At 71.2% G+C, this 22,620-nt stretch carries 20 protein-coding genes and 1 riboswitch; of the genes, 8 read left to right on the top strand and 12 right to left on the bottom strand.

Annotated elements, in window-relative coordinates; translation table 11 throughout:
* Window positions 1–64: 64 nt before the first annotated feature.
* The 3 genes from AB0K35_RS17910 to AB0K35_RS17900 form a co-directional block, all read right to left on the bottom strand.
* Entirely contained in the window at window positions 65–1,822 is a 1,758-nt protein-coding gene (locus AB0K35_RS17910) for a CDP-glycerol glycerophosphotransferase family protein (RefSeq protein ID WP_238669351.1), read from the bottom strand.
* A 356-nt stretch (window positions 1,823–2,178) separates the two neighbouring features.
* Window positions 2,179–4,299 (bottom strand): DUF6077 domain-containing protein, encoded by a 2,121-nt coding sequence (locus AB0K35_RS17905; protein ID WP_363886328.1) that lies wholly within the window; start codon window positions 4,297–4,299, stop codon window positions 2,179–2,181.
* A 110-nt stretch (window positions 4,300–4,409) separates the two neighbouring features.
* Entirely contained in the window at window positions 4,410–5,048 is a 639-nt protein-coding gene (locus AB0K35_RS17900) for a TetR/AcrR family transcriptional regulator (protein ID WP_238669349.1), read from the bottom strand.
* 180 nt (window positions 5,049–5,228) lie between these two features.
* On the opposite strand from AB0K35_RS17900, the gene AB0K35_RS17895 reads away from it, so the two are divergent.
* From AB0K35_RS17895 to AB0K35_RS17880, 4 genes are all read left to right on the top strand, one after another.
* Window positions 5,229–6,122, top strand: coding sequence for an ABC transporter permease (locus AB0K35_RS17895; RefSeq protein ID WP_238669348.1), 894 nt, complete (start codon window positions 5,229–5,231; stop codon window positions 6,120–6,122).
* A gap of 34 nt (window positions 6,123–6,156) precedes the next feature.
* The gene (locus AB0K35_RS17890) at window positions 6,157–6,933 is read left to right on the top strand and encodes an ABC transporter ATP-binding protein (RefSeq protein WP_036412239.1); all 777 of its coding nucleotides are present in this window, start codon (window positions 6,157–6,159) and stop codon (window positions 6,931–6,933) included.
* A gap of 146 nt (window positions 6,934–7,079) precedes the next feature.
* Window positions 7,080–8,597, top strand: coding sequence for a bifunctional cytidylyltransferase/SDR family oxidoreductase (locus tag AB0K35_RS17885; protein ID WP_238669347.1), 1,518 nt, complete (start codon window positions 7,080–7,082; stop codon window positions 8,595–8,597).
* Window positions 8,598–8,630: 33 nt separating this feature from the next.
* Window positions 8,631–10,301 carry a CDP-glycerol glycerophosphotransferase family protein gene (locus AB0K35_RS17880; protein WP_238669346.1) on the top strand — a complete coding sequence of 557 codons (1,671 nt, stop codon included), beginning with the start codon at window positions 8,631–8,633 and terminating at the stop codon, window positions 10,299–10,301.
* 4 nt (window positions 10,302–10,305) lie between these two features.
* On the opposite strand, the gene AB0K35_RS17875 is transcribed toward AB0K35_RS17880, so the two are convergent.
* A complete protein-coding gene (locus AB0K35_RS17875) occupies window positions 10,306–11,052 on the bottom strand; it encodes an alpha/beta hydrolase (protein WP_363886324.1) in 747 nt (248 codons plus the stop codon).
* A gap of 136 nt (window positions 11,053–11,188) precedes the next feature.
* Here AB0K35_RS17875 and AB0K35_RS17870 point away from each other — a divergent pair, with 136 nt between their 5' ends.
* A complete protein-coding gene (locus tag AB0K35_RS17870; protein WP_363886322.1) occupies window positions 11,189–12,226 on the top strand; it encodes a hypothetical protein in 1,038 nt (345 codons plus the stop codon).
* A gap of 73 nt (window positions 12,227–12,299) precedes the next feature.
* On the opposite strand, the gene AB0K35_RS17865 is transcribed toward AB0K35_RS17870, so the two are convergent.
* The 4 genes from AB0K35_RS17865 to AB0K35_RS17850 all read right to left on the bottom strand — a co-directional run bounded on the left by AB0K35_RS17865 (window position 12,300) and on the right by AB0K35_RS17850 (window position 16,462).
* A complete protein-coding gene (locus tag AB0K35_RS17865) occupies window positions 12,300–13,148 on the bottom strand; it encodes a C39 family peptidase (RefSeq protein ID WP_363886320.1) in 849 nt (282 codons plus the stop codon).
* Window positions 13,149–13,382: 234 nt separating this feature from the next.
* Window positions 13,383–13,524: riboswitch (cyclic di-AMP (ydaO/yuaA leader) on the bottom strand.
* A gap of 284 nt (window positions 13,525–13,808) precedes the next feature.
* Entirely contained in the window at window positions 13,809–14,579 is a 771-nt protein-coding gene (locus tag AB0K35_RS17860; RefSeq protein WP_238669342.1) for a hypothetical protein, read from the bottom strand.
* 132 nt (window positions 14,580–14,711) lie between these two features.
* Window positions 14,712–15,134 (bottom strand): hypothetical protein, encoded by a 423-nt coding sequence (locus AB0K35_RS17855; RefSeq protein ID WP_363886317.1) that lies wholly within the window; start codon window positions 15,132–15,134, stop codon window positions 14,712–14,714.
* A 92-nt stretch (window positions 15,135–15,226) separates the two neighbouring features.
* Complete coding sequence (locus AB0K35_RS17850) at window positions 15,227–16,462, bottom strand: acyltransferase (RefSeq protein ID WP_363886314.1); 1,236 nt, start codon at window positions 16,460–16,462, stop codon at window positions 15,227–15,229.
* Window positions 16,463–16,761: 299 nt separating this feature from the next.
* Here AB0K35_RS17850 and AB0K35_RS17845 point away from each other — a divergent pair, with 299 nt between their 5' ends.
* Both AB0K35_RS17845 and pseI read left to right on the top strand, forming a co-directional pair.
* Window positions 16,762–17,925, top strand: coding sequence for a glycosyltransferase (locus AB0K35_RS17845; protein ID WP_363886312.1), 1,164 nt, complete (start codon window positions 16,762–16,764; stop codon window positions 17,923–17,925).
* 133 nt (window positions 17,926–18,058) lie between these two features.
* Window positions 18,059–19,111 carry a pseudaminic acid synthase gene (pseI, locus tag AB0K35_RS17840; protein WP_238669338.1) on the top strand — a complete coding sequence of 351 codons (1,053 nt, stop codon included), beginning with the start codon at window positions 18,059–18,061 and terminating at the stop codon, window positions 19,109–19,111.
* Between the two features lie 60 nt (window positions 19,112–19,171).
* Here the strand turns inward: pseI and AB0K35_RS17835 are convergent, their stop codons facing one another.
* From AB0K35_RS17835 to AB0K35_RS17820, 4 genes are read right to left on the bottom strand one after another with little or no spacing between them, the layout of a single operon-like run.
* On the bottom strand, window positions 19,172–19,666 hold the full coding sequence (locus tag AB0K35_RS17835) for a hypothetical protein (RefSeq protein ID WP_363886311.1): 495 nt from the start codon (window positions 19,664–19,666) through the stop codon (window positions 19,172–19,174).
* On the bottom strand, window positions 19,650–20,405 hold the full coding sequence (locus tag AB0K35_RS17830) for an SDR family NAD(P)-dependent oxidoreductase (protein WP_357361236.1): 756 nt from the start codon (window positions 20,403–20,405) through the stop codon (window positions 19,650–19,652). Before AB0K35_RS17830 ends, AB0K35_RS17835 begins: the two co-directional genes overlap by 17 nt.
* A complete protein-coding gene (locus AB0K35_RS17825) occupies window positions 20,398–21,678 on the bottom strand; it encodes an AMP-binding protein (RefSeq protein WP_363886310.1) in 1,281 nt (426 codons plus the stop codon). Before AB0K35_RS17825 ends, AB0K35_RS17830 begins: the two co-directional genes overlap by 8 nt.
* On the bottom strand, window positions 21,675–21,926 hold the full coding sequence (locus AB0K35_RS17820) for an acyl carrier protein (protein ID WP_091401397.1): 252 nt from the start codon (window positions 21,924–21,926) through the stop codon (window positions 21,675–21,677). Before AB0K35_RS17820 ends, AB0K35_RS17825 begins: the two co-directional genes overlap by 4 nt.
* Before the next feature lie 73 nt (window positions 21,927–21,999).
* Here AB0K35_RS17820 and AB0K35_RS17815 point away from each other — a divergent pair, with 73 nt between their 5' ends.
* Window positions 22,000–22,536: a GNAT family N-acetyltransferase gene (locus tag AB0K35_RS17815; protein ID WP_238669334.1), complete on the top strand. Its 537-nt coding sequence runs from the start codon at window positions 22,000–22,002 to the stop codon at window positions 22,534–22,536.
* Window positions 22,537–22,620: the final 84 nt, after the last annotated feature.

Below are 22,620 nucleotides of genomic sequence, written 5' to 3'. Positions count from 1 at the left end.
CGGCTGACACGCACGCGCCCGACCCGACAGTGTCGGGCCGGGCGCTGTGCCGCAGCGACGGGGCTCAGTGGCAGAGCCGGTCGATCTCCTGCTGGAACCGGTCCATCGGGTTCGCCTCGGCGGGGCCGAGCAGGTAGGTCTTCAGCTCCCGGCGGGCCTCGGTCATCGGGTCGTCACCAGCCCGGGTGACCGACACGATCTTCTCCAGCTCGCCGCAGTCCTTGGAGAGCAGGTACGCGGCCCGCGCCGTCGGGTACTCGCGACGGAAGTCGTCCTCGGACAGGCCGGCCGGGTTGGCCACCACGTACGGCCGCTGGCTCTGCACGAAGTCGGACACCACACTGGACACGTCGCTGATCAGCAGGTCGGTCTGGTTGAAGCAGTCGAACAGCGCCGGCGTGCGGCCGGTGACCACCAGGTGCTCGGTGCCGTCCAGCGAGGACGCGTCCGGGTTGCCGCCGGCCGCGCGGATCGCCGTGACGACCCGGTCGTGCACGGCCTTCGCCGCCCTGGACCGCGAACCGGTGAGCGGGTGCGGCTTGTAGATCAGGCGGACCCGCGGATTCGTGGCGAGCAGTCCCTTGACGATCCGCTCACCCATCAGCACCAGCGAGGTGTGGTACGGGTCGTCGTCGAGCCAACCCTCCCAGGTGGGCGCGTAGAGCACTGTGAACGGCCGGTCCACCGACTCGGCGCCGAAGGTGTGCACCCCGGCGAGCTGCGGCCGACCGATCTCGACGATGTCCGAGTCGAGCACTCCCACGCCGGCCCGCGCGTAGCGCTCCCGGCCGGCCAGGCCGGCGACCCAGACCTCGTCGTACACCTTGCTGTAGGGGTTGACGCTGGCCTGCTTGTCGCTGTCGCCGTGCCCGACGAAGACGTGCTTCGTGCCCGGCTCGCGGAGCATGTGGATGTTCGCGCCCACGTTCGCGGCGTAGAGCGCCGCACGGATCCCGCCGAGGTCGAGGTTCATGAAGTCGACGCCGGCCGGTACGCAGATCACCGGCAGCCGGGTGTCGGCCAGTTCCAGGAACGCCTCCCGGCTGCGCATCAGCACCACCGCGCGCTGCTGGAGCGCCTCGGCCGGGGCGAGCCACATGTTCGCCTGGTAGACGTCCTTGGCCGGGCCGGCGAAGTAGAGCGCCACCTCCGGCCGGTAGTTGTCCAGCCAGCGCTGGACCGCCGGCAGCAACGGGCCCTGCCCGGCGCCCCGACCCCGCAGCCAGGTCAGCGCGATGATGGCGCCCACCAGACCGGTCGCCACGACCGCCACCGCGCCGGCCACGAAGAACGGCGTCGGATCGTGCTGCACCGCGGCGGCCACGCCGGCCGGCACCAGCAGCAGGTTGAGCAGGGGCATCCGGTCACCGGCGACCGCCGCTGCCCAGGCGGGCGGCTGGGGGGCGCTGGACAGTGGACCCAGCTCGATGTTGCGCACCATGGCGGAGAGCGGGTTACGACGCTCGATCATGGTGGAGAGCGCACCCGCGAAGACCGACACGACCCAGACCGCGGCCGGCAGCACCAGCAGGAGGGTCAGCTCGCCGCCGCTGAGGCGTACCTCGGCGACGACCAGCAACACGGCGGCGAGGTCGCGGGTCAGTTGCCGGTACGACCAGTGCAGGCCCACCTTCTCCAACAGCAGTTGCGATGGCGGTGACCAGCGGGCGACGGCGAACTCGCCGAGAATGGCGGCCAACCCGGCGACGGCGAACAGGCCGACCCAACCGAATACGCCACCGACGAGCATGACCAGGTAGGCCAGTACCAGTAGCGCACTCTGGGCGGCCACCCCGAGGCGTCCTGTCAACGTGCCGAACAACGAATTTCGCTCCCTACTAGATCGGTTACGGGCAGGGCCTGGATTCGTCACGGCATAACCCGACGAGGACAAACTGAGGCGTCGCGCCCGGTTCGCCGCCCATCACCTTGAGTGACTGTTGCGGAACTGGACAGCTGTCGACAGCTGGCAGCCTCAACCCATGTCTGAACTCCCGCATCACAGCCCGCACGGCGGTGACCACATCCCCTACGTGCCGCTCGTGCACCTATGACCTTAACGCGAGGGGACATCGGGACGCCGCTCAGGTATCAATGCCCTTTCCGGTCAGAAACTCGGTAGCCGTACGGTCCGGCGCGCCTCGCCACGCGCTGTGCACGAGGGGTGGGCGCCAGACCTCATCCGCGACGGAAACAGGTCATCGCTCCCGGCCGCTTGCGGGTGGCGAACTGCTGGAAACCCAACTGCGGAGCCAGGTCCCGGGCCACCTGGTTGCCCGAATAGACACAGATGGTGGTGACATTGAGCCGCTCGATCGCGCCGGCCAACTCAGGGACCGGCGCGAGCTCCGGCTTGCCGTTGGCGAGCGCCACCAACTTCAGCCGGTCCTGGGCGAACGGCGAGTCGATGCCGTAGTCGGGCAGGTAACGGTCGTTGGGGCTGACCACCCGCATCCTGCTGGTCACCATCGGGGCGGTGTGCATGAGGGTGGACGGGGCCAGCACCACGCCGTCGGGCCGGTCGAGCCGCGTCATCCAGAAGACGATCAACTTGCGCTGCTGGGGCAGCTTCCAGACCGGCTGCTCGTGCACCGTCACATAGCTCTTCGGCGACCACATGGGCGTGCCGAGGACGGCGAAGCCAGCGACCAGTGCCACAGCGATCGCGGCGCTCCCGAACGCCCGCAGGCGCGGCAGGTCGACGGTGCAGAGGATGCCGATCACCGCCGGGAGGGCGAACATCCACGGCATCCGCCAGAGCACGACGCCGATGCCGGTCAGGCTGTTGAGCGCCTCGAGGACACCGGGGAAGAGCAGCACGCTCATCGCCAGTGTGCTGCCCGCGACGAGCAGTTGGGGCGTCCGCCGACGAGTGACCAGGGGGCCGAGCCACAGGGCCAGGCCACCGATCACGCCGAGCACACCGAACAGGATGGTCCGCCGGTAGGTGACCTCAGCGTCGTAGAAGGCCGCGGCGGCGTTCTCGGTGATGGGGCCGGCGTTGAGCCGCGACCAGACCGTCGCGCCGAGGGGGTAGACCAGCGCGGCCGCCCCGGCCAGGATCGCGTCCCGCCAACGGCCGACCAGCATCATCGCGAACACCGCGCCGCCGACCAGCAGCGGAAGGACGATCGCGGAGGTGGTGGAGAGGCCGGTGGCCACGATGGAGAGCGCTGCGATGAGGATCAGCCCTCGGCGGGAACGCGAGTCGAACCACTCGGTCAGGTAGACCCACATCAGCGGAACGACCGCCGCCACGAACATGGTCTTGCCCTGGTGCAGCCTGGTCAGGTGGAAGGTGCCGAGGGCAGCGTCCTCGCCGGCGACCAGGTAGAGGTAGGCCACAGCGACGCTGAAGGCGAGCACGGCGCGGCGCGGCGCCCAGCGCTGCACCAGCCGCCACAGGGCGAGCACCGCCAGGACAGACATGACCGGCGTCACGATGAACCACGTGGCGGAGGCGGCGTGCAGGTGGAAGACGTGGGCAAAGGCGCCGTAGAAGACCTCGATCGAGGGCACAGGCGGCTGGGAGTTCATCGCCGGTGCGACGCCGTCGGTGAACAGGAAATCCCGCAGCGGCACCTCGTCGCGTTCGGCCACCCAGACCGACTTACCGAGGAAGAAGGCGTCGTCGACGGAGTTGCGCGCGAAGAAGAGCCCCGAGAGCGCGGCCAGGACAGCAACGATCACCGCGTACGCCGACGAGAGCGGGGTCGCGGCGGCCGCCGGGGCGTCGCCGGCCGGGGTGGCGAGCCAGCGACGTCGGACGAGGAACATGGCCCCCGCCGCGGCGACAGCGCCGAAGCCACCGGGGATCCACCAGGGGATTCCGTCCCCGACGCCGTCGTTGACGGTGGTCAGCCCCGCCGTGACCGCGGCGACCGTGCCCGCGCCGAGCACCACTGCGAACAGCGGACGCGGATACGTCGGGGCGGCGCCCTCGACGACCTCCTGATCAGCAGGACCACCAGCGGCGGAAGACGTACGGCCCCGGCGGCGGCGCCACAGCCAACCCGCGAGCACCACCAGGCAGCCGCCGACCCAGATCAGGAACGTCGCCGACGGCGCCAGGCCGAACAGGAAGGCCAGGTGGTAGAGAACGGTCCAGAGCGCGAACGCCACCACGGCGCCATCGGTGAGCAGCACCGGGGCGGCCGCGACCAGCGCGCGGACCCGGGCCGTCGGGGCCCGGCCGGTGCCGTTGGAGGGCTGGGGAGCCTGGTCGGACCTCGGTGCCGGGTCCGAACCGGTGGGCGCGACGGCGATGCTGTCGACGTTGGCCACGGGTGTCCTTCTCATCTGGGGAGCAGGGCGGGCTTCGGCACGGTTACGGCCGGGTGTCAATGGGGCAGCGTAGCGGAGACCGGTAGCCGAACCATTTTCCGTGTGGTGGGGTGTCGCGGGCGTGGTCAGCCGGAGACCGGGGCCGCCCGGGGACGGGGCAGCGCGCTGTCGGCGCCCAGCCCGGCCGCCACTGATTCGACAAGATTGTCGAGGTAGCCGTCGGTGAGTGGGAGACGGGCGATGGCGAGCCGCCAGTAGAGCGGCCCCACGATGAGGTCGACGGCGGCGTCCAGCTCCGTGTCGGCGGGCAGTTCGCCACGTTGCACGGCCCGGGTGACCAGGTGACCGCCGATCTCCTGCTGCCGGGCGTGCAGCACCTGACGCAGTGTCGCGTCGATGCTGGGGTTGCGCGCCGCCTCGGCCAGGAGATCCGGAATGATCTGCGACGCCAGTGGGTGGCGCAGCGCGTGCGCCACCGCCTGGAACAGCAGCGCGAGGTCACCGCGCAGCGTGCCGGTGTCCAGTGCGGGGAGCTTGCCGTGTGCCGCAGCGGCGACGACCTCCAGCACCAGGTCGAGCTTCGAGCTCCACCGTCGGTAGATCGCCGTCTTGCTGACGCCGGCCCGCCGGGCCACCGCCTCGATGGAGAGCCGGCCGTAGCCGACCGCGGCGAGCTCCTGCATCAGTGCCCGGCGGATCGCCGTGGTGATCTCGTCACGCAGCACCGCGGCGCCGGCCGGCGCCCGCCTCTTTTCGGTGGTCATCGAGGGCTCTTATCGCAGGTCACGCCGGACAGCGTAGCGCAACGACGGTACGGTTGCGTCCCGACGTGTTTCGGACTACTGTCCTCGCAGCGACGAGGCGGCGCCCCGCGCAAATTTCCCACTAGGATTCGATCGTCGCGAGCAACCCCCGTCTGCACGAAAGATCGGAGCGCCATTTCCATGGCCACCACCGCGCTGGTCGACCCCGACACGGGCCTGACCCAGGCGCAGCTGGCCGCTCGGCACGGGCTACGGGTCGCCGGTGAGCGACCCAGCCTCGTCGAGTACAGCCGCCGACTCTGGGCCTACCGGCACTTCATCGCCGCGTACGCCAACGCCAAGCTCGTCGCCTCGTACAGCAACGCCAAGCTGGGTCAGCTCTGGCAGGTGCTCACCCCGCTGACCAACGCGGCGGTCTACTACCTGATCTTCGGGGTGGTGCTCGCACAGAACAGCATCCCGAACTTCATCGCCTACCTGACCACCGGGTTGTTCATCTTCAACTTCACCCAGAGCGCGGTCCTGGCCGGCACCCAGTCGATCAGCAGCAACCTCGGGCTGATCCGGGCGCTGCACTTCCCCCGGGCCAGCCTGCCGCTGTCCACCACGATCACCCAGTTCCAGCAACTGCTGGCCTCGATGGTGGTGCTGGTCGGCATCGTGCTGGTCACCGGCGAGCCGCTCACCTGGGAGTGGCTGCTGCTGGTGCCGGCGCTGCTGCTGCAGGCGGTGTTCAACGCCGGCGTGGTGCTGCTGGTGGCCCGGCTGGGCGCCAAGTCGAGCGACCTGAAGCAGGTCATGCCGTTCATCATGCGGACCTGGATGTACGGCTCCGGCGTCCTCTACAGCGTCAGCCTCTTCGACCGGCTGCCCGGCTGGGCGACGACACTTGTGCAGTACAACCCGCTGCTTGTCTACATCGAGCTGGCGCGGTACGCGCTGCTCGAGGAGGCGCCGCTGCTCAACGAGTCGCTGGCCCAACTCTGGCTGGTCGGCGCCGGTTGGGCGCTGGTCGCCGGCATCGGCGGTTTCATCTACTTCTGGCGCGGCGAACAGGAGTACGGCCGTGGTTGATCACTTCGACGCCCCCACCGAGGCGAGCGCGACGATGACCCGCACCCAGGAGCGCATCCCGACAGTGGTCGTGGACGACGCGCACATCATCTACCGGGTCCACCAGGGCGCCGCCGGTGGCACCACGCCGGTGGCAGCGCTGCGCCGGCTGGTCAAGCGCACCCATGCGCCGAACGTCCGGGAGGTGCACGCGGTCAAGGGCATCTCCTTCACCGCGTACCGGGGTGAGGCGATCGGGCTGATCGGCAGCAACGGCTCCGGCAAGTCCACAATTCTGCGGGCCATCGCCGGTCTGCTGCCGGTGAACCGGGGCGCCATCCACACCCAGGGGCAGCCGTCGCTGCTGGGCGTCAACGCCGCCCTGCTCAACGACCTCTCCGGCGAACGCAACGTCGTCCTCGGGTGCCTGGCCATGGGCATGCACCCCGACGACGTTGCCAAACAGGCCGCGGGGATCATCGACTTCTCCGGGATCAACGAGCGGGGTGACTTCGCCAGCCTGCCGATGCGGACGTACTCGTCGGGCATGGCGGCCCGGCTGCGGTTCTCCATCGCCGCCGCCAAGAAGCACGACGTGCTGCTCATCGACGAGGCGCTGGCCACCGGCGACAAGGGCTTCCGTAAGCGCAGCGAGCAGCGGGTGCGGGAGCTGCGGGAGGGCGCGGGAACGGTGTTCCTGGTCAGCCACCAGCTCTCCTCCGTACGGGACACCTGCGAACGGACGATCTGGCTGGAATCGGGCGTCATCCGGATGGATGGCCCCACCGACGAGGTCATCCGGGCGTACGAGGCGTACGCGAACAGCAAGTAGAGTTCCGCCGAACGTCCAGCGCCGACATGGCACCCGAGGACCGCGTCGCCCGCGTTGGGGCGACGCGGTCCGCGCGTTAAGGTTCATTCCGTCGCCGCTCGGGCGGAACCTTCCGTTAACGCATCCCTGAGAGTGAGGATCCGGCAATGACGCAGGACCAGACCCCTGGCCCGGACGCCGAAGCGGAGACCCCGACACCGTGGCGGCCCGCACGGACAGTGGCGGTGGTTCTGGCCGGCGGCACCGGGACCCGACTGGGCCTCGGCATCCCGAAGCAGCTGCTGAAGATCGCCGGTAAGCCGATCATCGAGCACACCCTGGCGGTCTTCGAGGCGGCACCGGAGATCGACGAGATCATCGTGCTGATGGCCACCGGCCACCTCGAGGACGCCCAGCAGATCGTCGAGAAGGCCGGCCTGCGCAAGGTCACCAAGGTGATCGAGGGCGGTGACACCCGCAACGCCACCACCCGGATCGCGCTGGACGCTGTCGGCCCGGAAGACTGCAACATCCTCTTCCACGACGCGGTGCGCCCGCTGCTCAGCGGCCGGATCGTGCGCGAGTGCGTCAACGCGCTCTGGAGCTACGACGCCGTGGACGTGGCAATCCCCTCCGCGGACACGATCATCCAGGTCGACGAGAACGACTGCATCACCGACATCCCGGTGCGCTCCCGGCTGCGCCGTGGTCAGACCCCGCAGGCGTTCCGCTCCCCCACGATCCGCGCGGCGTACCAGATCGCCGAGGACGACCCGGACTTCGCCGCCACCGACGACTGTGGCGTGGTGCTGCGCTACCTGCCCGGCACCCCGATCAAGGTGATCGACGGTTCGGACGAGAACATCAAGGTCACCCACCCGGTCGACGTGCACCTGGCGGACAAGCTCTTCCAGCTCGCCGCCGCGCAGGCGCCCCGACTCACCGACCACCGCAGCTACAGCGAGGAGCTGACCGGCCGGACCATCGTGGTGTTCGGCGGCAGCTACGGCATCGGCCACGAGTTGACCGAGCTGGCCCGGCGCTACGGCGCCCAGGTCTTCCCGTTCAGCCGTTCCAGCACGGGCACCCACGTGGAGCGGGCCGAGGACGTCGAGGCCGCGCTGACGACCGCCTTCGAGGCCACCGGCCGGATCGACCACGTGGTGGTCACCGCCGGCATCCTGGAGAAGGGCGCCCTCGCCGAGATGGACGAGGAGACCATGGACCGGCTGCTCCAGGTCAACTTCGTCGGCCCGGTGACCATCGCCCGCCAGGCCCTTCCGTACCTCCAGCAGACCAAGGGCCAGTTGCTGCTCTACACCTCCAGCTCCTACACCCGGGGCCGGGCCCGCTACGCGCTCTACTCGGCCACCAAGGCCGCCCTGGTCAACCTCACCCAGGCGCTCGCCGACGAGTGGGCCGACGTGGGCGTCCGCGTCAACTGCATCAACCCGGAGCGCACCGCCACCCCGATGCGGACGCGGGCCTTCGGCGAGGAGCCGGAGCACACCCTGCTCGCCGCGGAGGCCGTCGCCCAGTCGTCGCTGGACGTGCTGATCTCCGACCTGACCGGTCAGGTGATCGACGTACGCCGGGCGCCCGGCGACGGGCCCACGCCGAGCGTGCCGACGCAGTCCGGGTCGGGTCGGGTCGAGGCACCGGCCGGCGCGACGTCCACCAACTGACGTCGACGGCTGCGGAACCACGAACGGAGCGACATGCGCGGCGACCTGGTCCGAAAGCTGGCCGCCCGGTGCCTGACCACCGGGTTGGCAGTGCTGGCCTTTGTCGTGCTGGCGCTGACCGGCGCCACCGGCTGGGGGCTGGCGTTGGCGGTCGCCGCGCTGGCCGCCTCGGCCGCCGAGCAGCGGATCCGGCCCAGCGCCGACCTGGTGGCGGAGACCGCGTTGATCGCCGCGGCGATCCTGGTCGGTTACTCCCGGCGGCTGGACGACGGGCTCGACCTCGCGCTTGTCGCCACCGGGCTGGTCCTGCTGGGGCTGGTGCTGCTGGTGGGGCCGCTGCGCACCGCCGGTGCTCTGGAGATCCGGGCGGCCAACCTTCCGGTACGCGCCTGGACGCCACTGATCGCCGACCGGCTCGGCACGGCCCTGCTCGGGCTGCTCGCCGCCGTGGCGCTCGCCGCCGCTCTCGCCCTGCCGGCCGGTGTGGCCCTGGCCGCCAGCCTGCTGGTCGGCGCGGGCGCCGGTGCGGTCGCTCTGGACCTCGCCCGGCGACGGTTCCGCCCACGGTCCGGGGGCGGGTCGGTGGCCGCCGCGCTGCGCCGGCACCAGCCGGAATTCCTGCTCTACTTCTCCGCGCCTCCCGGCTCGGAATACCAGGTCACCATGTGGCTGCCGTATCTGCAACGGATCGGCCGGCCGTTCCTGGTCGTGCTGCGTGAGCCGGAGTTCCTGGCCCCGATCGCGGCGGCCACCGACGCGCCGGTGGTCTACTGCCCCACCCTGGGGGCGCTGGACGAGGCGTTGGTGCCGACCCTGCGGGCGGCGTTCTACGTCAACCACGGTGCGAAGAACAGCCACTGTGTCCGCTTCACCCAGCTCACCCACATCCAGCTGCACCACGGCGACAGCGACAAGGCGCCGAGCGCCAACCCGGTGTCGGGGATCTTCGACCGGATCTTCGTGGCCGGGCAGGCGGCGATCGACAGGTACGCCCGCGCCGGAGTGCAGATCCCGGCGGACAAGTTCGTGGTGGTGGGTCGCCCACAGGTCGAGTCGATCGACGTACGCCCGGAGCCCGCAAGAGGGTTGGCGCACCCGACCGTGCTCTACACGCCAACCTGGACCGGGCACAACGCCGACGCCGACTACTGCTCGCTGCCGGTGGCCGAAAGCCTGCTGCGCCGACTGTTGGAGCGCGGCGCGACGGTGATCCTGCGAGCCCACCCGTACACCACGCAGAACCCGGCGTCGGCCCGCCAACTGGGCCGCCTGACCGAGCTGCTCGTCGCCGACCGGGCCCGCACCGGCCGCCAGCACGTGGTCGGCGCGTCGGCTCGGAAGCTGAGCCTGACCGAGTGCGTCAACTCCGCCGACGCGCTGGTCTCCGACGTGTCCGGCGTGATCTCGGACTTCCTCTACTCCGGCAAGCCGTACGCGGTCACCGACATGGGCGACGAGGGCGACCGGTTCGTGGAGCGGTTCCCGCTGGCCGGGTCGGGTTACGTGTTGCGTCGGGACATGTCCAACGTGGACGAGGTGCTGAGCGCACTGCTGGACACCGACCCGCTGGCCGAGGCCCGCTGGGCCACCCGCCGCCGCTACCTGGGCGACTTCCCGGCCGAGGCGTACGCCGAGGCGTTCCTGACCGCCGCCCGCCGGGAGCTGGCACCGGCTGAGACACTGGCCGCGTCCACACCGGCGTAGCCGCTCAGCGGTACGGGTCGAGCAGCGCCAGCACCGCCGCCGGGTCCTCCACGTGCGCGTTGTGCCCGAGACCGGGCAGCGTGGCTACCGGTACGCCGTACTCCTTGAGCTGTTCGTCGGTGACCATCGGATCGTTCTCCCCGCGCGCCAGCACCACCGGCACGTCGGTCGCCGCCAGCAGCCCGGCCAGGTCGGGCTCACCGACGGCGAAGGCGGTCGGGTCCATGGCGAGGCGCCACCGGCCGTCGACCTGACGCAGCCCGGCGTCCACCACCGGGTGGTCCGGCGAGACCAGGCCGGCCAGCCCGGAGACCCGCAGGTAGCGGCGAGCCGCCTCGGCCCGGGTGGCGAACCAGCTCACCGGCCGGGCGGCGAGGTCGGCGGCGCGGGTCAGCTCGTCGGGTGACCAGACGGCCTTGATGCCCAGCCCGACCACTGCGTCCACGGGCGTACCGGCGGCGCGGGCGGCCAGCGCGAGGCCGACCACCCCGCCCAGCGAGTGCCCGAGCACGACGAGCCGGTCGCCGGGTGCCAGGCCGCGCGCTATCCGGTCGGCGAATCCCGCGAAGGTGTACGACTGAAGTGGTGCCGCCCAGCCATGGCCGGCGAGGTCCGGTGCCAGCCACCGCCCCGCCCAGCGCTGCTCCAGCAGCGGCGCCCACGGCAACCAGACGTCCCCGGTCGTGCCCATCCCGTGCAGGAGCAGCAGGACCCGCCCGCGACCGGCTTGACCACCCGATTCATCCACCACGGCCGCAGTCTCCCACGGTTCACGACCTGGTACGAGAGCCGTCATCCACACCGCCCCCACCAAAGGTTGATCCACTGTAAAGTTCCGGGCCGGACGGAGAGAGTCACCTGTCGATTCCGTCCGGAGGGGAGCCACTGTGTACAGGATGTACGGGTTGGCGCTGGTCGCGGCACTGGCAGCCGTCACGCTCGGCGTACCGCACCGGGCGTCCGCGACGCCATCGGACGTGGCCGCACCGAACGGCGCAGCGCCCGCGGCGGCCGACCGGGTGCTGCGGGTCTACAACAACAACATCGAGAACCTGGTGGTGAACAACTCCGACGGGAGCTGCACCCGGATCTCCGGACCTGACCACCTGACCTCGATCCTGGTCGACGACGCCGGTCGCACGGGCACCAGCGGCGTGGTGGCACCCGACATCCTGATCGTGCAGCAGGTGCGCGGCACCGGCCAGGCCGAGGCGTACGCCGACCAACTGTCGGCGAAGTTCGGCTACCCGGCGGGCAGCTACGGGGCGATCGTGGCGTGGAGTGACCCGGAGCCGTGGGGCAGCACGCACAAGTGCAGCTCGCAGTCGCTCGGCGACCTGAAGAAGAAGCAGACCAACGCCATCATCTGGAACAAGCGCACGCTCAACCTCGCCAGTGGCGACATCTCGAAGTACTGGAGCGCCGGCTGGCTCAAGCCGGGCACGGCGTACGCGAACGGCGCCGGGTGCACGCTGTACAAGCCGCCGAACAGCGACCCGGACAGCACCGACTATTACAAGTGGAAGCGGACCAGCGCGATCGCGGCGCGCTTCACCATCAAGGCGACCGGCACCAGCGTGTTCGCCGCGACGATGCACCTGCCGCAGGAGAATCGGCAGAACGCCTGCGCCGGCGACGGCGACCGGGGCGTCGCCAACAGCGGCATCCACCTCGGTGCGGACGCGACCACGCTGTTGAACGCGTCGACGATCCGCGTGGTGGGCATCGACGCGAACCGCACCGGCATCGCCCCCGGCACGCTCAGCGGCTACGGCATGACCGGGTACGGATCGGCGGCCACCAACGGTTCCAGCAAGATCGACTACTTGTTCGTCAGGGGCGGTGTGCAGTCGTCCGCCGTCGACCACACTGTGGTCGGGACGAAGTCGAACCACAAGGCGTTGTACGGCTTCATCACCTACTGACCGCACAGCCGAAGACGCCGCGGGCGCCGGCCCCTTGTGGGGGACGGCGCCCGCGGCGGTCAGCGTGCCCGGGTCAGGCGGAGTAGCCCCGGCTGGTGATCCAGTTGGCCAGGTCGATCGTGGTGATCCAGTACGACGGGTCGGCCGGGTTCGCCGAGTCGGCGATCCGCACGGTGCGACCGTTGTCCTTGTAGCCCACGACGGCGATGTAGTGCCCGCCGCCGTAGGAGTGCCAGCCGCCGTCGGTGTCGGTGGCGTCCCCGACGACGTTGGCCACCACGCCCCGGCCGTCGGTGATGGCCTTCACCACGTCGGCCTGGAGGCGGTCCATCTGGGCCGGGCTGGGCGCGCCGGGGAACATCCGGGTCCGGTACGGGGAGCCCTTCACCTCGGCGTTGAGCACCCGGGTGGTGTCCTCGGCCGAGTTGGTGCCCATCTCGGTGGTGCCCAGCTTGGCGCCGAGCTGCTCCTGGGTGCGGTCGATGCCGGCGGCGCTGAGCGCGTTGCGGGTGGCCGCCGGACCGCAGTTGTAGTAGGTGTTCTGCGCCTCGTAGTCGTAGTCGAGCACCTTCGTCGCGGGCGGCTTCGGCGGCGTCGGCTTACGGGTCAGGTCCGGGTTGCTGCTGGCCTTGGCGGCGGGGGACGCGGCGCTGGTGGCCGGGGCGGCAGTGGTCGGGGCGGTGCTGGCCGAGGGGGACGCGTCCCGAGCCTCACCGCGGGAGGCGGCGACGTCGCTGCGCATCTCGGCGACAGTGGTCGCGGTGCGCTGGCCGGCCGGGGCGTCGTCGGCGGTGGTGAGCAGGGCGCCGGTGGTGGTGGCGATCGCGAGGGCCGCAGCCGAGGCGGCGACGATCTGGTACGGGCGCTCGGTGGCGAGGCGGCGGAGCTGACGCTTCAGGGTGTGCTTCACGGGGTCCTCCACGGATCGGGGGGGAGAGCGGCACACCGGGGCCGGACCGGTATCCGGGCAGGCGCCAGCGCGCGGACCGTGGTCCGCGGATGGTGAACCGCTCAGGGGAACGCCCGGCGCGGCCGGGCGGGGAAGGCGATGACCCGGGGGGTCAGCTCACCGTCACTGGACGAATGAGCGGGTGCATCGCCGCGCCGTGGAGGCGAGGGAACAACCGAGGGGTGGAAAGGTGCTGCACGAGGAGTTGACTCCTTCCGACACCGCCTACCGGGTTAGCTGACGGATTCGGGCGGGAAGATCGCCCTACCGCGGGCCGTGGCTCGCGGATTCACCCCGGACTTACTGGTGGGTCCCCGGTTCGTTGATCACGATTAAGCGGGTCGATGCGGCGTCGCCTCTTGCGATCGGTTACCGCATCGGACAGGACGACAGTACTGGCGGCTCCGCGCCCTGCCAAGCCAGGTTCACCTGCGTAAACCCCAATCGGTGAGACAATTTCTGCGCGTATTGCCGATGATGTGACTCGATGGGACAACCGGTTACGGCGACGCCTATGGGCGACAACCGGACAGGCCGCAAAGAACGCGACCACAATCGCGGGAACAATCCCGCCGATCGCGTCGGACGTCCTAATTCACGATTGGGTGACCGGCCTCACATCACGGATTGGGCTCAACCCACCCGGGCCGGGCGCCACAGCGCCACGACGGCGGGACGCAGCGCCCCGGCCACAGTGCGGCGCGCAGGGACCACTGGCGGGCGGAGCCGGGCCACCGCCGCGTACGCCTCCTCGGCGAGGGCACGAGCCGACTCGGCGGCCAACTCCGCGTCGCGCCAGGCGGCCCGCTCACTGTCGGCGGCCACCTGGTAGTCGGTTAGCCGCGCATCCCTGACCACCCGGCTGATCAGCACCTCCTGCTCGACCGGGTGTCGCCGGGGATCCCAGCAGCGCCGGTGCCCGAACACGTCGCCGAGCTGGGCCATGGTCAGGTCGCCCCGCCAGTACGCCGCCATCGCCGCCCGGTGCAGATAGCGTTCCCGGGCGGCGTACTCGGCGGGGGTGTGCGGGGTCTGCGGGGTGGGCAGCGCACCGGCGCCGGCGAAGCGACGCGCGGCGGTGTCCGCCTCGTCGTACCCGATCCAGGCCCGCTCCAGCTGCTCCTGAGCGGTCAGCCAGGCGGCGCGTCGCCGCTTGGCTGTGGTGGCCGCGCCTGCCGCGGCGACGGCCACCTCCTCGGCGTAGCGGCGCCTGTCGACGGCCTCGGCGGCGGCCAACTCCCGAGCAGTGGGCCCGGCCGGGAGCGGGTCGTCAGTGGGCCGGTCCCGTTCGGGGCGGGCGGCCAGCACGGTGAGCAGGCCCAGGGTCAGCAGGAACAGCGTCGACCAGATGGCGGCGGCCCGCGGCATCTCGGTCACGAACTGGTAGAAGACGACGGTCTCCATGGTCGGCACCTCGGGGAGAGAGCAGTGCGGTGGGGAGCCACGCCGACCTGCGGGCCACTGTGGCCACGGGTCGGCGGGTCAGAGAGCGGGTGGGTCGACAGGGCGCGGTGACGGGACGGTCGTCCCGGTGGCTCAGCGCCCGGGTGGGGCCCGGGAAGCCCGACCGCTCGCGGCATCGACGAGGGGCGGCAGGTCAGCTTTGGCCGCGCGGACCGGCAGGGCGTCGGCCACGATGGTGTTCTGATCGCCGGGGAGCGCCACCGGCGCGTCGATCGACCATGTCGGGATCGCCTCTTCGGCGGTCTGCGGCGCCACCGCCAGGGCCGGGCGGGCCGCTCGGGGTGCCCCGGGGTGCCGGTAGGAGGCCGCCAGCGAGCCGGCGGCGACAGTGGCCGGCACCGCGCTCGACGTCGGCACCGGGCCGGGTGGTGGCGTGGCGGCCGTGGCCGGGCCTGCGCCGAGCGCCAGGGCCGCGACGACGGCGAGGCTGGTCAGCACCCGGGTCGCCCAGCGCGCCACCCACCACAGCGGACAGGTGAACGCGACCGGAAGCACGCCCCAACGCTACCGTCGCGCCGACCCGGGCGCACCGACCACGGGCGTGTCGGATCACGCCGCGCCGACCCTGTTGACCAGGGTGGACGTTGTCAGCGCAGGTCGACGTACGTTGATCGTCCGCCGGCCTGACCGACCTCGTCGACAGGTCCGTCGACCTCGCCGCGGGCGCTGCGTGCACTGTCACGTGCGTCGTCGTCGCCGCCCGCACGTTGTCGGGGGACGGGCGCCGGACGGGCCGCGCGGCGCGGCGCGAGCCGGCGCATCATCGGGGTTTCGACGAAGCGGTGCAGCAGCCCGGCGAGGATCAGGTTCGCCGCCAGGAAGCCGAGCACCACGGCCGGGCCACGCCAGCCCGCGAAGCCGATCCCCCAGGTCCCGCTCCAGCGCAGCACGCTCGTCATCACCAGCACGTGCACCAGGTAGAAGGCGAACGACACCTCACCGAGCCAGACCAGCGGCCGGTACCGCCACGGCGAGCGCCGACCCCGCACGTCAGCGTCCGCGGCCGCGGTGATCACCAGGAGGTACGCGACAGCGAGCAGCGTGGTCCACAGCTCGGCGCGGATCCACTGCGCGGCCGCCACCCAGGTGACCACGAAGATGCCGCTGGCCACTGTCAGACCGGGGCCGCGCCAGAGCCCTCGACGCATCAACTCGGCCGCCACCGCGCCCAGCCAGAACTCCAGCGACCGCACCGGCGGGAAGATCTGGGTGAACCACCAGCGGCTCACCTCCGGCACCAACTCCTGCGCCGGCCAGAGCGCGAGGATCAGCAGCGGCAGCGCGACGATCAGCGCCCAGAGCAGCTTCGGTTTGGCCCGGCGCAGCAGTGGCAGCGCCAGCGGCAGACACAGGTAGAAGAAGAACTCACAGGACAACGACCAGCTGACGGTGTTGATGCTGTAGAACCAGCCCGGACGGGGGTCCCACGCCTGCAACAGCAGCAGGTTCTCCAACGCCGCCGCCGGCAGGACCGGGTCGGCGAACCACCAGGCGACCGCAACCGTCGCCACAAACAGCACCAGGTGGTTCGGGTAGATCTTGGCGATCCGTCGCCGCCAGAAGGTACGCCGGGAATCCCCCTCGCGGGCCGACCAGACCAGCACGAAACCGCTGAGGATGAAGAAGAACTGCACCCCGGAGAGACCGAGGGTGAACAGCGCGTCGACGACGGCCTTGTAGTCCGGCTCGGCGATGATCCGCATGGTGCCGGCGTGAAAGCCGAAGACCAGCAGAGCGGCGATCCACCGCAGCCCGGTCAGCGAGGGCAGCCGGGACAGGGTCGGCGCGGGCCGGGCGGCCGACGTCGCGGCGACGCTCGTCATGCCGGGATCCCGGCGCTCGGCAGGGTCACCAACACGGTCGTAGCCTCCTCGTCGCGGCGTCGGACGGCGCGACGGCGACGCCCACGACGACCCGGCAGGGCCGCACCGAGGCACCCTACCGGGTCAGTCCCGGGTGAACCGGACGCATCCCACCCGCCCCACGAGCCCGCGTTCCCCGGGCCGGAAACCGCCCACCGGCCCGGCGTTAACCTTCCGCTGGGCGGGAGTTCAGAGAGTCCACCATCGGCGGCAACGTCAGGTTCCGGGGCCGGCCACCCGGGTCGTCGAAGGTGGCGGACGTGGTCAATGAGCCGACGCACGCACCGCTGCTGAGCATCGTCGTGCCCGTGTACGGCGTCGAGGCGTACCTGTACCAGTGCCTCGAGTCGATCCGGTCCGACATCCCGGCGGGCGAGTCGGACGCGGTCGAGCTGATCGCCGTCGACGACGCCTCCCCGGACGGCTGCGGCGACATGCTCCGCTCGTACGCGGTCAGCCGCGACCGCGTACGTGTCGTGCACCTGAGCAGCAACGTGGGTCTGGGGCTGGCCCGCAACGCCGGGCTCGACGTGGCCACCGGCAGGTACGTCTGGTTCGTCGACAGCGACGACTGGTTGCCACCCGGCACGATCGCGGCGGTGCTGGACCGGCTTCGCCAGCACCAGCCCGACGTGCTGATGCTCGACCACCTGCGGGTGCACGAGGACGGCCGGCGGGAGGTCGACGCGAGCAGCCCGCTGCTGGGCGGGATCACCGGCGTGACCCGGTTGGCCGACCAGCCGCAGCTGCTGCGGGTGCAGCACACCGCCTGGAACAAGGTGGTCCGCCGGGACTTCATGGACGAGCTGGAGCTGCGGTTCTTCCCCGGCTGGTACGAGGACATCCCGTTCAGCCACCCCCTGCTGATCGGGGCCGAGAAGATCTCCGTGCTGGACCGGGTCTGCTACCTGTACCGCCAGGGCCGCCAGGGCGCGATCACCTCCACCCGCAGCGGACGGCACTTCGACGCCTTCACCCAGTACGAGCGGCTGATGGACTGGGTCGCCCGGAAGCACCCTGACGAGCGGTTGCAGGCCGAGCTGTTCGAGTTGATGATCAGCCACTACCTGGTGGTGGTGGGCAACGACGGCCGGCTGCACCCACACCTGCGACGCGACTTCTTCCACCGGGCCGCCGCGCACTACCGTCGCTACCTGCCCACCGGTGGCTACCCGCTGCCCCCGGGCGTGACCGGGCTCAAGCACCGCCTCGTCGGGCGGGGTGACTGGGTGGCGTACTCGGCGCTGCGCCGGGCCCACCGGGTCGCTGGTCTCCTGCGTCGGTCCGCCCCGGTGGGTGGCGCCGAGGGCGGTTCGCTCGCCGCCGACGAGGACCCGGGGCGAGGGGCGAGCGCCGGGCCGACGCGCGAGGGTGGGCTCGCGCCGGAGCGGCGCGACGCGCTGGCCGTCGGCCGGTTGCCGTGATCGACCCCAGGGCGGAGCACACCGGGAGCCCTGGCGGCTCCCGCCGCCCTGATGTCCCAGGTCGTCCGCCCGCCGGGTGGACGACGACAGCACCACCGCACCCCGGTGCGGGCGTACCTGAGCAGAGGTCGGAATGACAGCGACAATCAAGATCGGACCGCACGCGGTCGGTGCCGGGGAGCGACCGTTGGTGGTCGCCGAGATGTCCGGCAACCACAACGGCGATCTGAACCGGGCGCTGGCCATCGTCGACGCGGTGGCCGCGAGCGGGGCGCACGCGCTCAAGCTCCAGACGTACCGGCCGGACACCATCACCATCGACGTCGACACCCCGGCGTTTCGGATCTCCAGCGGGCACGAGCTGTGGGGCGGGGAGAACCTGTACCGCCTCTACGAACGCGCGCACACCCCGTACGAGTGGCACGCCCCGATCTTCGAGCGGGCCCGCGAGCGTGGCCTGACCGTCTTCTCGTCGCCGTTCGACGCGACAGCCGTGGAGCTGTTGGAGTCGCTGGACGCGCCCGCGTACAAGATCGCCTCGTCGGAACTGGTCGACCTGCCGCTGATCCGACTGGTGGCCAGCACCGGCAAGCCGATGGTGATCTCCACCGGGATGGCGACCGTCGCCGAGATCGACGCCGCCGTACGCACCGCCCGAGCCGGTGGCGCGGCGGGCATCGTCCTGCTGGCCTGCACCGCGTCCTACCCGGCTCCGCCGGCCGACAGCAACCTGCGCCGGTTGCCGGTGCTGGCCGGCGCGTTCGACGTGCCGGTCGGGCTCTCCGACCACACGCCCGGCATCGGGGTGGCGGTCGCCTCGGTGGCGCTCGGTGCCTGCTTCATCGAGAAGCACGTGACACTGGACCGGGCCGACGGCGGCGTGGACTCGGACTTCTCCCTGAACCCGGCGGAGCTCACGGCCCTGGTCGCCGAGTCCGGCCGCGCCTACGACGCGCTGGGCGGCACCGCTGTCGGACCGACCCCCGCGGAGCGGGAGGGGCTACGGTTCCGCCGGTCGCTCTTCGTGGTCGAGGACGTCCGGGCCGGCGATCCGGTGACCGCGCACAACGTCCGCTCGATCCGGCCGGCCGGCGGGCTGGCGCCCGTGGAGATCGACCGGGTCCTGGGCCGCACCTTCACCACCGACGTCCCCCGCGGCACCCCCCTGACCTGGAACCTGATCTAACCCACCCCACCCCGCTCCGCGATCTTGCGTTTACTGTCCCGGCGAAAGGCGCGTAAGCCGCTATTCGCCGTCAGAAAGTGCAAGATCGCGGGGTGGGAGGGTCGGGGCGAAGCCGACGGTGACCACCAGGTCGTCCACCGCGAGGGTCCGCCAGATCGCCGATCCGCCGGCCGGCGAGCCCAGACCATGGCGCCGCCACCAGGCCATCACCGACACATCGGCCAACTTGCACCAGCATTCGGCCCGGGTCCAGCGGGCCCAGAAGTCAGCCGTGCCGAACCGGCGGGCCAGCGCCGGGGGCACCGGGGCGTCGGCGCGCTCCGCGTCGATGGCCACCCGCCAGCCGGGCGCCGGTGGGCCGTACCAGCCGACGCACCGTCCATCGTCGAGGTGACTGCGGGTCACCGCGTCGGCCATCGCGGCCGGCGACCCGATGCGCAGATGCTGCTCGGCGGCGGCGAGCAGCCCCGGCACCGGACGCGGCACGGCCGCCCCGCTGTGCCGTGCCGGTCGCACCGGCAGGGGAACCGGCCGCAGGTCAGATGGCGGCGGCACCGTCCACCACGATGACCTGGCCGTTGATGTTGGTGTGCTCGCGCAGCAGCATCCGCACGACCGGGGTGACCTCCACCGGCTCGGTCAGGTGACCGGTCGGGGTGCGGCGCACGATCTGGTCGAGTTGGGTCGGACCGAGCACGGCGGACATCTCCGAGGCGAAGAACCCTGGCGCGACCGAGTTGACAAGCATCCGGCCGCCCAGTTCGCGGGCGAGCGAGCGGGTGGCGGCGTCCATGCCGCCCTTGGTGGCCGAGTACGCGACGAGGCCGGGGAAACCGCGCTGCCCGCAGATCGAGGTGATGTTCACGATCCGCCCACGCAGCCCCTTGGTGAGCATCCGGCGGATCACCAGCCGGGTCAGCTGTAGCGGGGCCGTCAGATTGGTCTCGATGATCCGGGCGATGTCGTCGGTTGCGGTGTGCGCGTGCAGAGAGTCCTGCCCCATGGCGGCGTTGTTGACGATGCCGTCGATCGGGCCGAGGCGCTGCTCCACCTCGCGGACGAAGCTCTGCGCGGCGCGCAGGTCGGTGACGTCCACCGAGCCGACGTGCACCCGGTCCGGGTGCTCGGCGGCGAGCTTCTCCAACTCCGGGGTGACGGTGCGGGCGAAGGCGGCCACGCGTACGCCCGCGTCGAGCAGGTCGGTGACGATGGCCAGGCCCAGGCCACGGGAACCGCCGGAGACGAGGACCACGGAGCTGGGCGGGACGAGCTGGGTGTCGGCTGGCTCAGACATCGCTCTTCAGGGTCTCCTTGACGGGAATGTCGGTCAGGACGCGAATGCGGCGCGGCACCGCGTGCTCGGGGAGCCGGTCGGCGCACCAGCGGACCAGCGCTGCCTCGTCCGGCACACCGGTGTCGGCGCCGGACGGGCCGACGGCGGCGAGAACCACCTCGGCGACAACCATCCGCCCGAGCACCGGGGCGCGGCGGCCGGTCACCCGGGCCCAGGCGACCGCCGGATGACCGGCGAGCACGCCGCGCACCACGCCGGCGGAGACCTTGCTACCACCGACGTTGATCTCGTCGGAGTCACGTCGGCCGGTGATCAGCACCCGGCCGTCGAGCACCTGCACCCGGTCCCCGGTGCGGATCGGGCCGGCGAGACCGGCCCCGTGGTACGGGGAGGTGACCACCAGCTCGTCGTCGCGGACGGAGAGCGTCGGCCGGCCCGGGGTTTCCCGGTCCAGCCAGTCGACAGGGAACCCGGCCCGCCCGTCGTGCACCACAATGGATGCCCCCACTTCGGAGGACGCGTAGATCCAGGAGATCCGGGCCGTCGGGAAGACCTCCCGCAGTTGGTCCAGGATCGCCTGGTCCACCGGTTCCCCGCCGAGGGTGATCTGGCGCAACGGCACTCGGGCCAGCGCCGCGGCGTCGCGGTAGAGGGTGCGCCGCCAGAAGGTCGGGGTGCCGGAGGCCGCGTCCACCCGGTGGGTGGCCGCGACAGTGGGCCAGTCGTCCAACTCGTCGGGCTCGACCACCACCAGGTGCTGGCCGGGCTGGGTCAGCGACAGGGTGACGACCTGCCACCAGGCGTACGTGCCCGGGGCGTACGGGCAGAGCCAGGTCCGCTCAGGCTGGTCGGCCCGCACCGTGGTCAGCGTGTCGAGGGTGTGCCCGACCCGCTTCGGACGCCCGGTGGAGCCCGAGGTCAGCAGCCAGAGCCGGCCCGGCTCGGCGGCTCGCGGCCGGGCCGGTGCGCTCGGGTGCACGCCGTCGTCGTCGAGGACGCCGACTGTGAACCCGGCCTCCAGCAGCTCGGTGCGCAGCACCGCGTCGACCCGACCCGCTGTGCTGAGCAGCAGCTCGGTGCCGTGCACGGCGTGCTGCCGCGCCGCGGTGAGCGCGTGCACTGCGGAGCGGGCGAGCACCGCCGCCGGGTCGGGCAGGTTGGGCGTCGGCAGCGAACGCCAGGTCACCGCCGCGCCACCGATGACGAGCCGGTTGTCGACACCGGCTGGCTCCGGGCTGGCGGGGGTGGGGTGGCGCGACGTCGCGACGGTCACTGGTGTTGAAGCTCGACGAGGAAGTCGAGGACGTCCCCGACGGTGGCGATGCGACGCAGCCCGGGGGCGTCGAAGTTGAGCTCCTCCCCCGTCTCGTCCTCCACCCGCAGGGCCAGTTCGGAGAAGTCGAGCGACCGGAAGCCGATCTCCCGCAACTGCGCCGCGTCGTCTGCGGGCAGCTCCTTGTCCTGATTCTTCAGCACCTGAGCCATGAGGTCGCGGATCTGCGCGCGACTCAATTCGTTCATGCGCCGCAGTCTACAACCCAACGAATGCATATCTGATTTCCCGGTGGGCCCGGGTAAGGTGCCGGAACCCGATGTGAACAGCCAGGAAAGCGAGACGCGCGTGCTACGCGAAGCGACGACGGACGACGTTCATCTGATGTTGTCCTGGCGTAATCAGGAAACCAATCGGCAGGTCAGCAAGACCAGTCACGAGATCACCGCCGACGAGCATGACCGGTGGTGGGCGGCGGTCCGCGACGACCCGTCCCGGCGAGTGCTGGTGTACGTCCGCGACGACCGGCCCTGTGGTGTGGTCACCTTCTTCGACCTGCGGTTGGACGGCCCTCGCACCGGCGCGTGGGGCTTCTATCTCGACGCCGACGGGCTGGACGGGCGGGGCGAGACACTGCCCGCCTGGCTGGGGGTCATGCGGGAGGCCGTCGAGTACGCCTTCGACGGGCTGCACCTGGACCGACTCGACGGCGAGGTGCTCGGCCACAATACCGTCGTACGACAGATGAACCGGCGTTTCCGATTCGTCGAGGGCACCCCGCGACAGGAGCTGTCCGGCGGCCGGGAAATCACCGTCATCCCGATTTCCCTGGCCCGGGCGGACCGCCGCCAACGCTGATTGTCGAATCCTTTCCGCAATAGACGGAAACGATTAACCGGCAGTGCTCCCGGTGGACATCCGCCGTTAACGAACAACGGTGTC

It is taken from the genome of Micromonospora sp. NPDC053740 (assembly GCF_040677775.1).
Lineage (GTDB): Bacteria > Actinomycetota > Actinomycetes > Mycobacteriales > Micromonosporaceae > Micromonospora > Micromonospora alfalfae.
This window is presented reverse-complemented; position numbering and strand designations above follow the sequence as displayed.

Excerpts from the sequence above, each read along its gene's own strand:
- AB0K35_RS17890 (WP_036412239.1), top strand. The coding sequence starts at position 6,157 with ATGACCCGCACCCAGGAGCGCATCCCGACAGTGGTCGTGGACGACGCG.
- AB0K35_RS17895 (WP_238669348.1), top strand. The coding sequence starts at position 5,229 with ATGGCCACCACCGCGCTGGTCGACCCCGACACGGGCCTGACCCAGGCG.
- AB0K35_RS17860 (WP_238669342.1), bottom strand. The coding sequence starts at position 14,579 with ATGGAGACCGTCGTCTTCTACCAGTTCGTGACCGAGATGCCGCGGGCC.
- AB0K35_RS17830 (WP_357361236.1), bottom strand. The coding sequence starts at position 20,405 with ATGTCTGAGCCAGCCGACACCCAGCTCGTCCCGCCCAGCTCCGTGGTC.
- AB0K35_RS17880 (WP_238669346.1), top strand. The coding sequence starts at position 8,631 with ATGCGCGGCGACCTGGTCCGAAAGCTGGCCGCCCGGTGCCTGACCACC.
- AB0K35_RS17900 (WP_238669349.1), bottom strand. The coding sequence starts at position 5,048 with ATGACCACCGAAAAGAGGCGGGCGCCGGCCGGCGCCGCGGTGCTGCGT.
- AB0K35_RS17850 (WP_363886314.1), bottom strand. The coding sequence starts at position 16,462 with ATGACGAGCGTCGCCGCGACGTCGGCCGCCCGGCCCGCGCCGACCCTG.
- pseI (WP_238669338.1), top strand. The coding sequence starts at position 18,059 with ATGACAGCGACAATCAAGATCGGACCGCACGCGGTCGGTGCCGGGGAG.
- AB0K35_RS17905 (WP_363886328.1), bottom strand. The coding sequence starts at position 4,299 with ATGAGAAGGACACCCGTGGCCAACGTCGACAGCATCGCCGTCGCGCCC.
- AB0K35_RS17820 (WP_091401397.1), bottom strand. The coding sequence starts at position 21,926 with ATGAACGAATTGAGTCGCGCGCAGATCCGCGACCTCATGGCTCAGGTG.
- AB0K35_RS17885 (WP_238669347.1), top strand. The coding sequence starts at position 7,080 with ATGACGCAGGACCAGACCCCTGGCCCGGACGCCGAAGCGGAGACCCCG.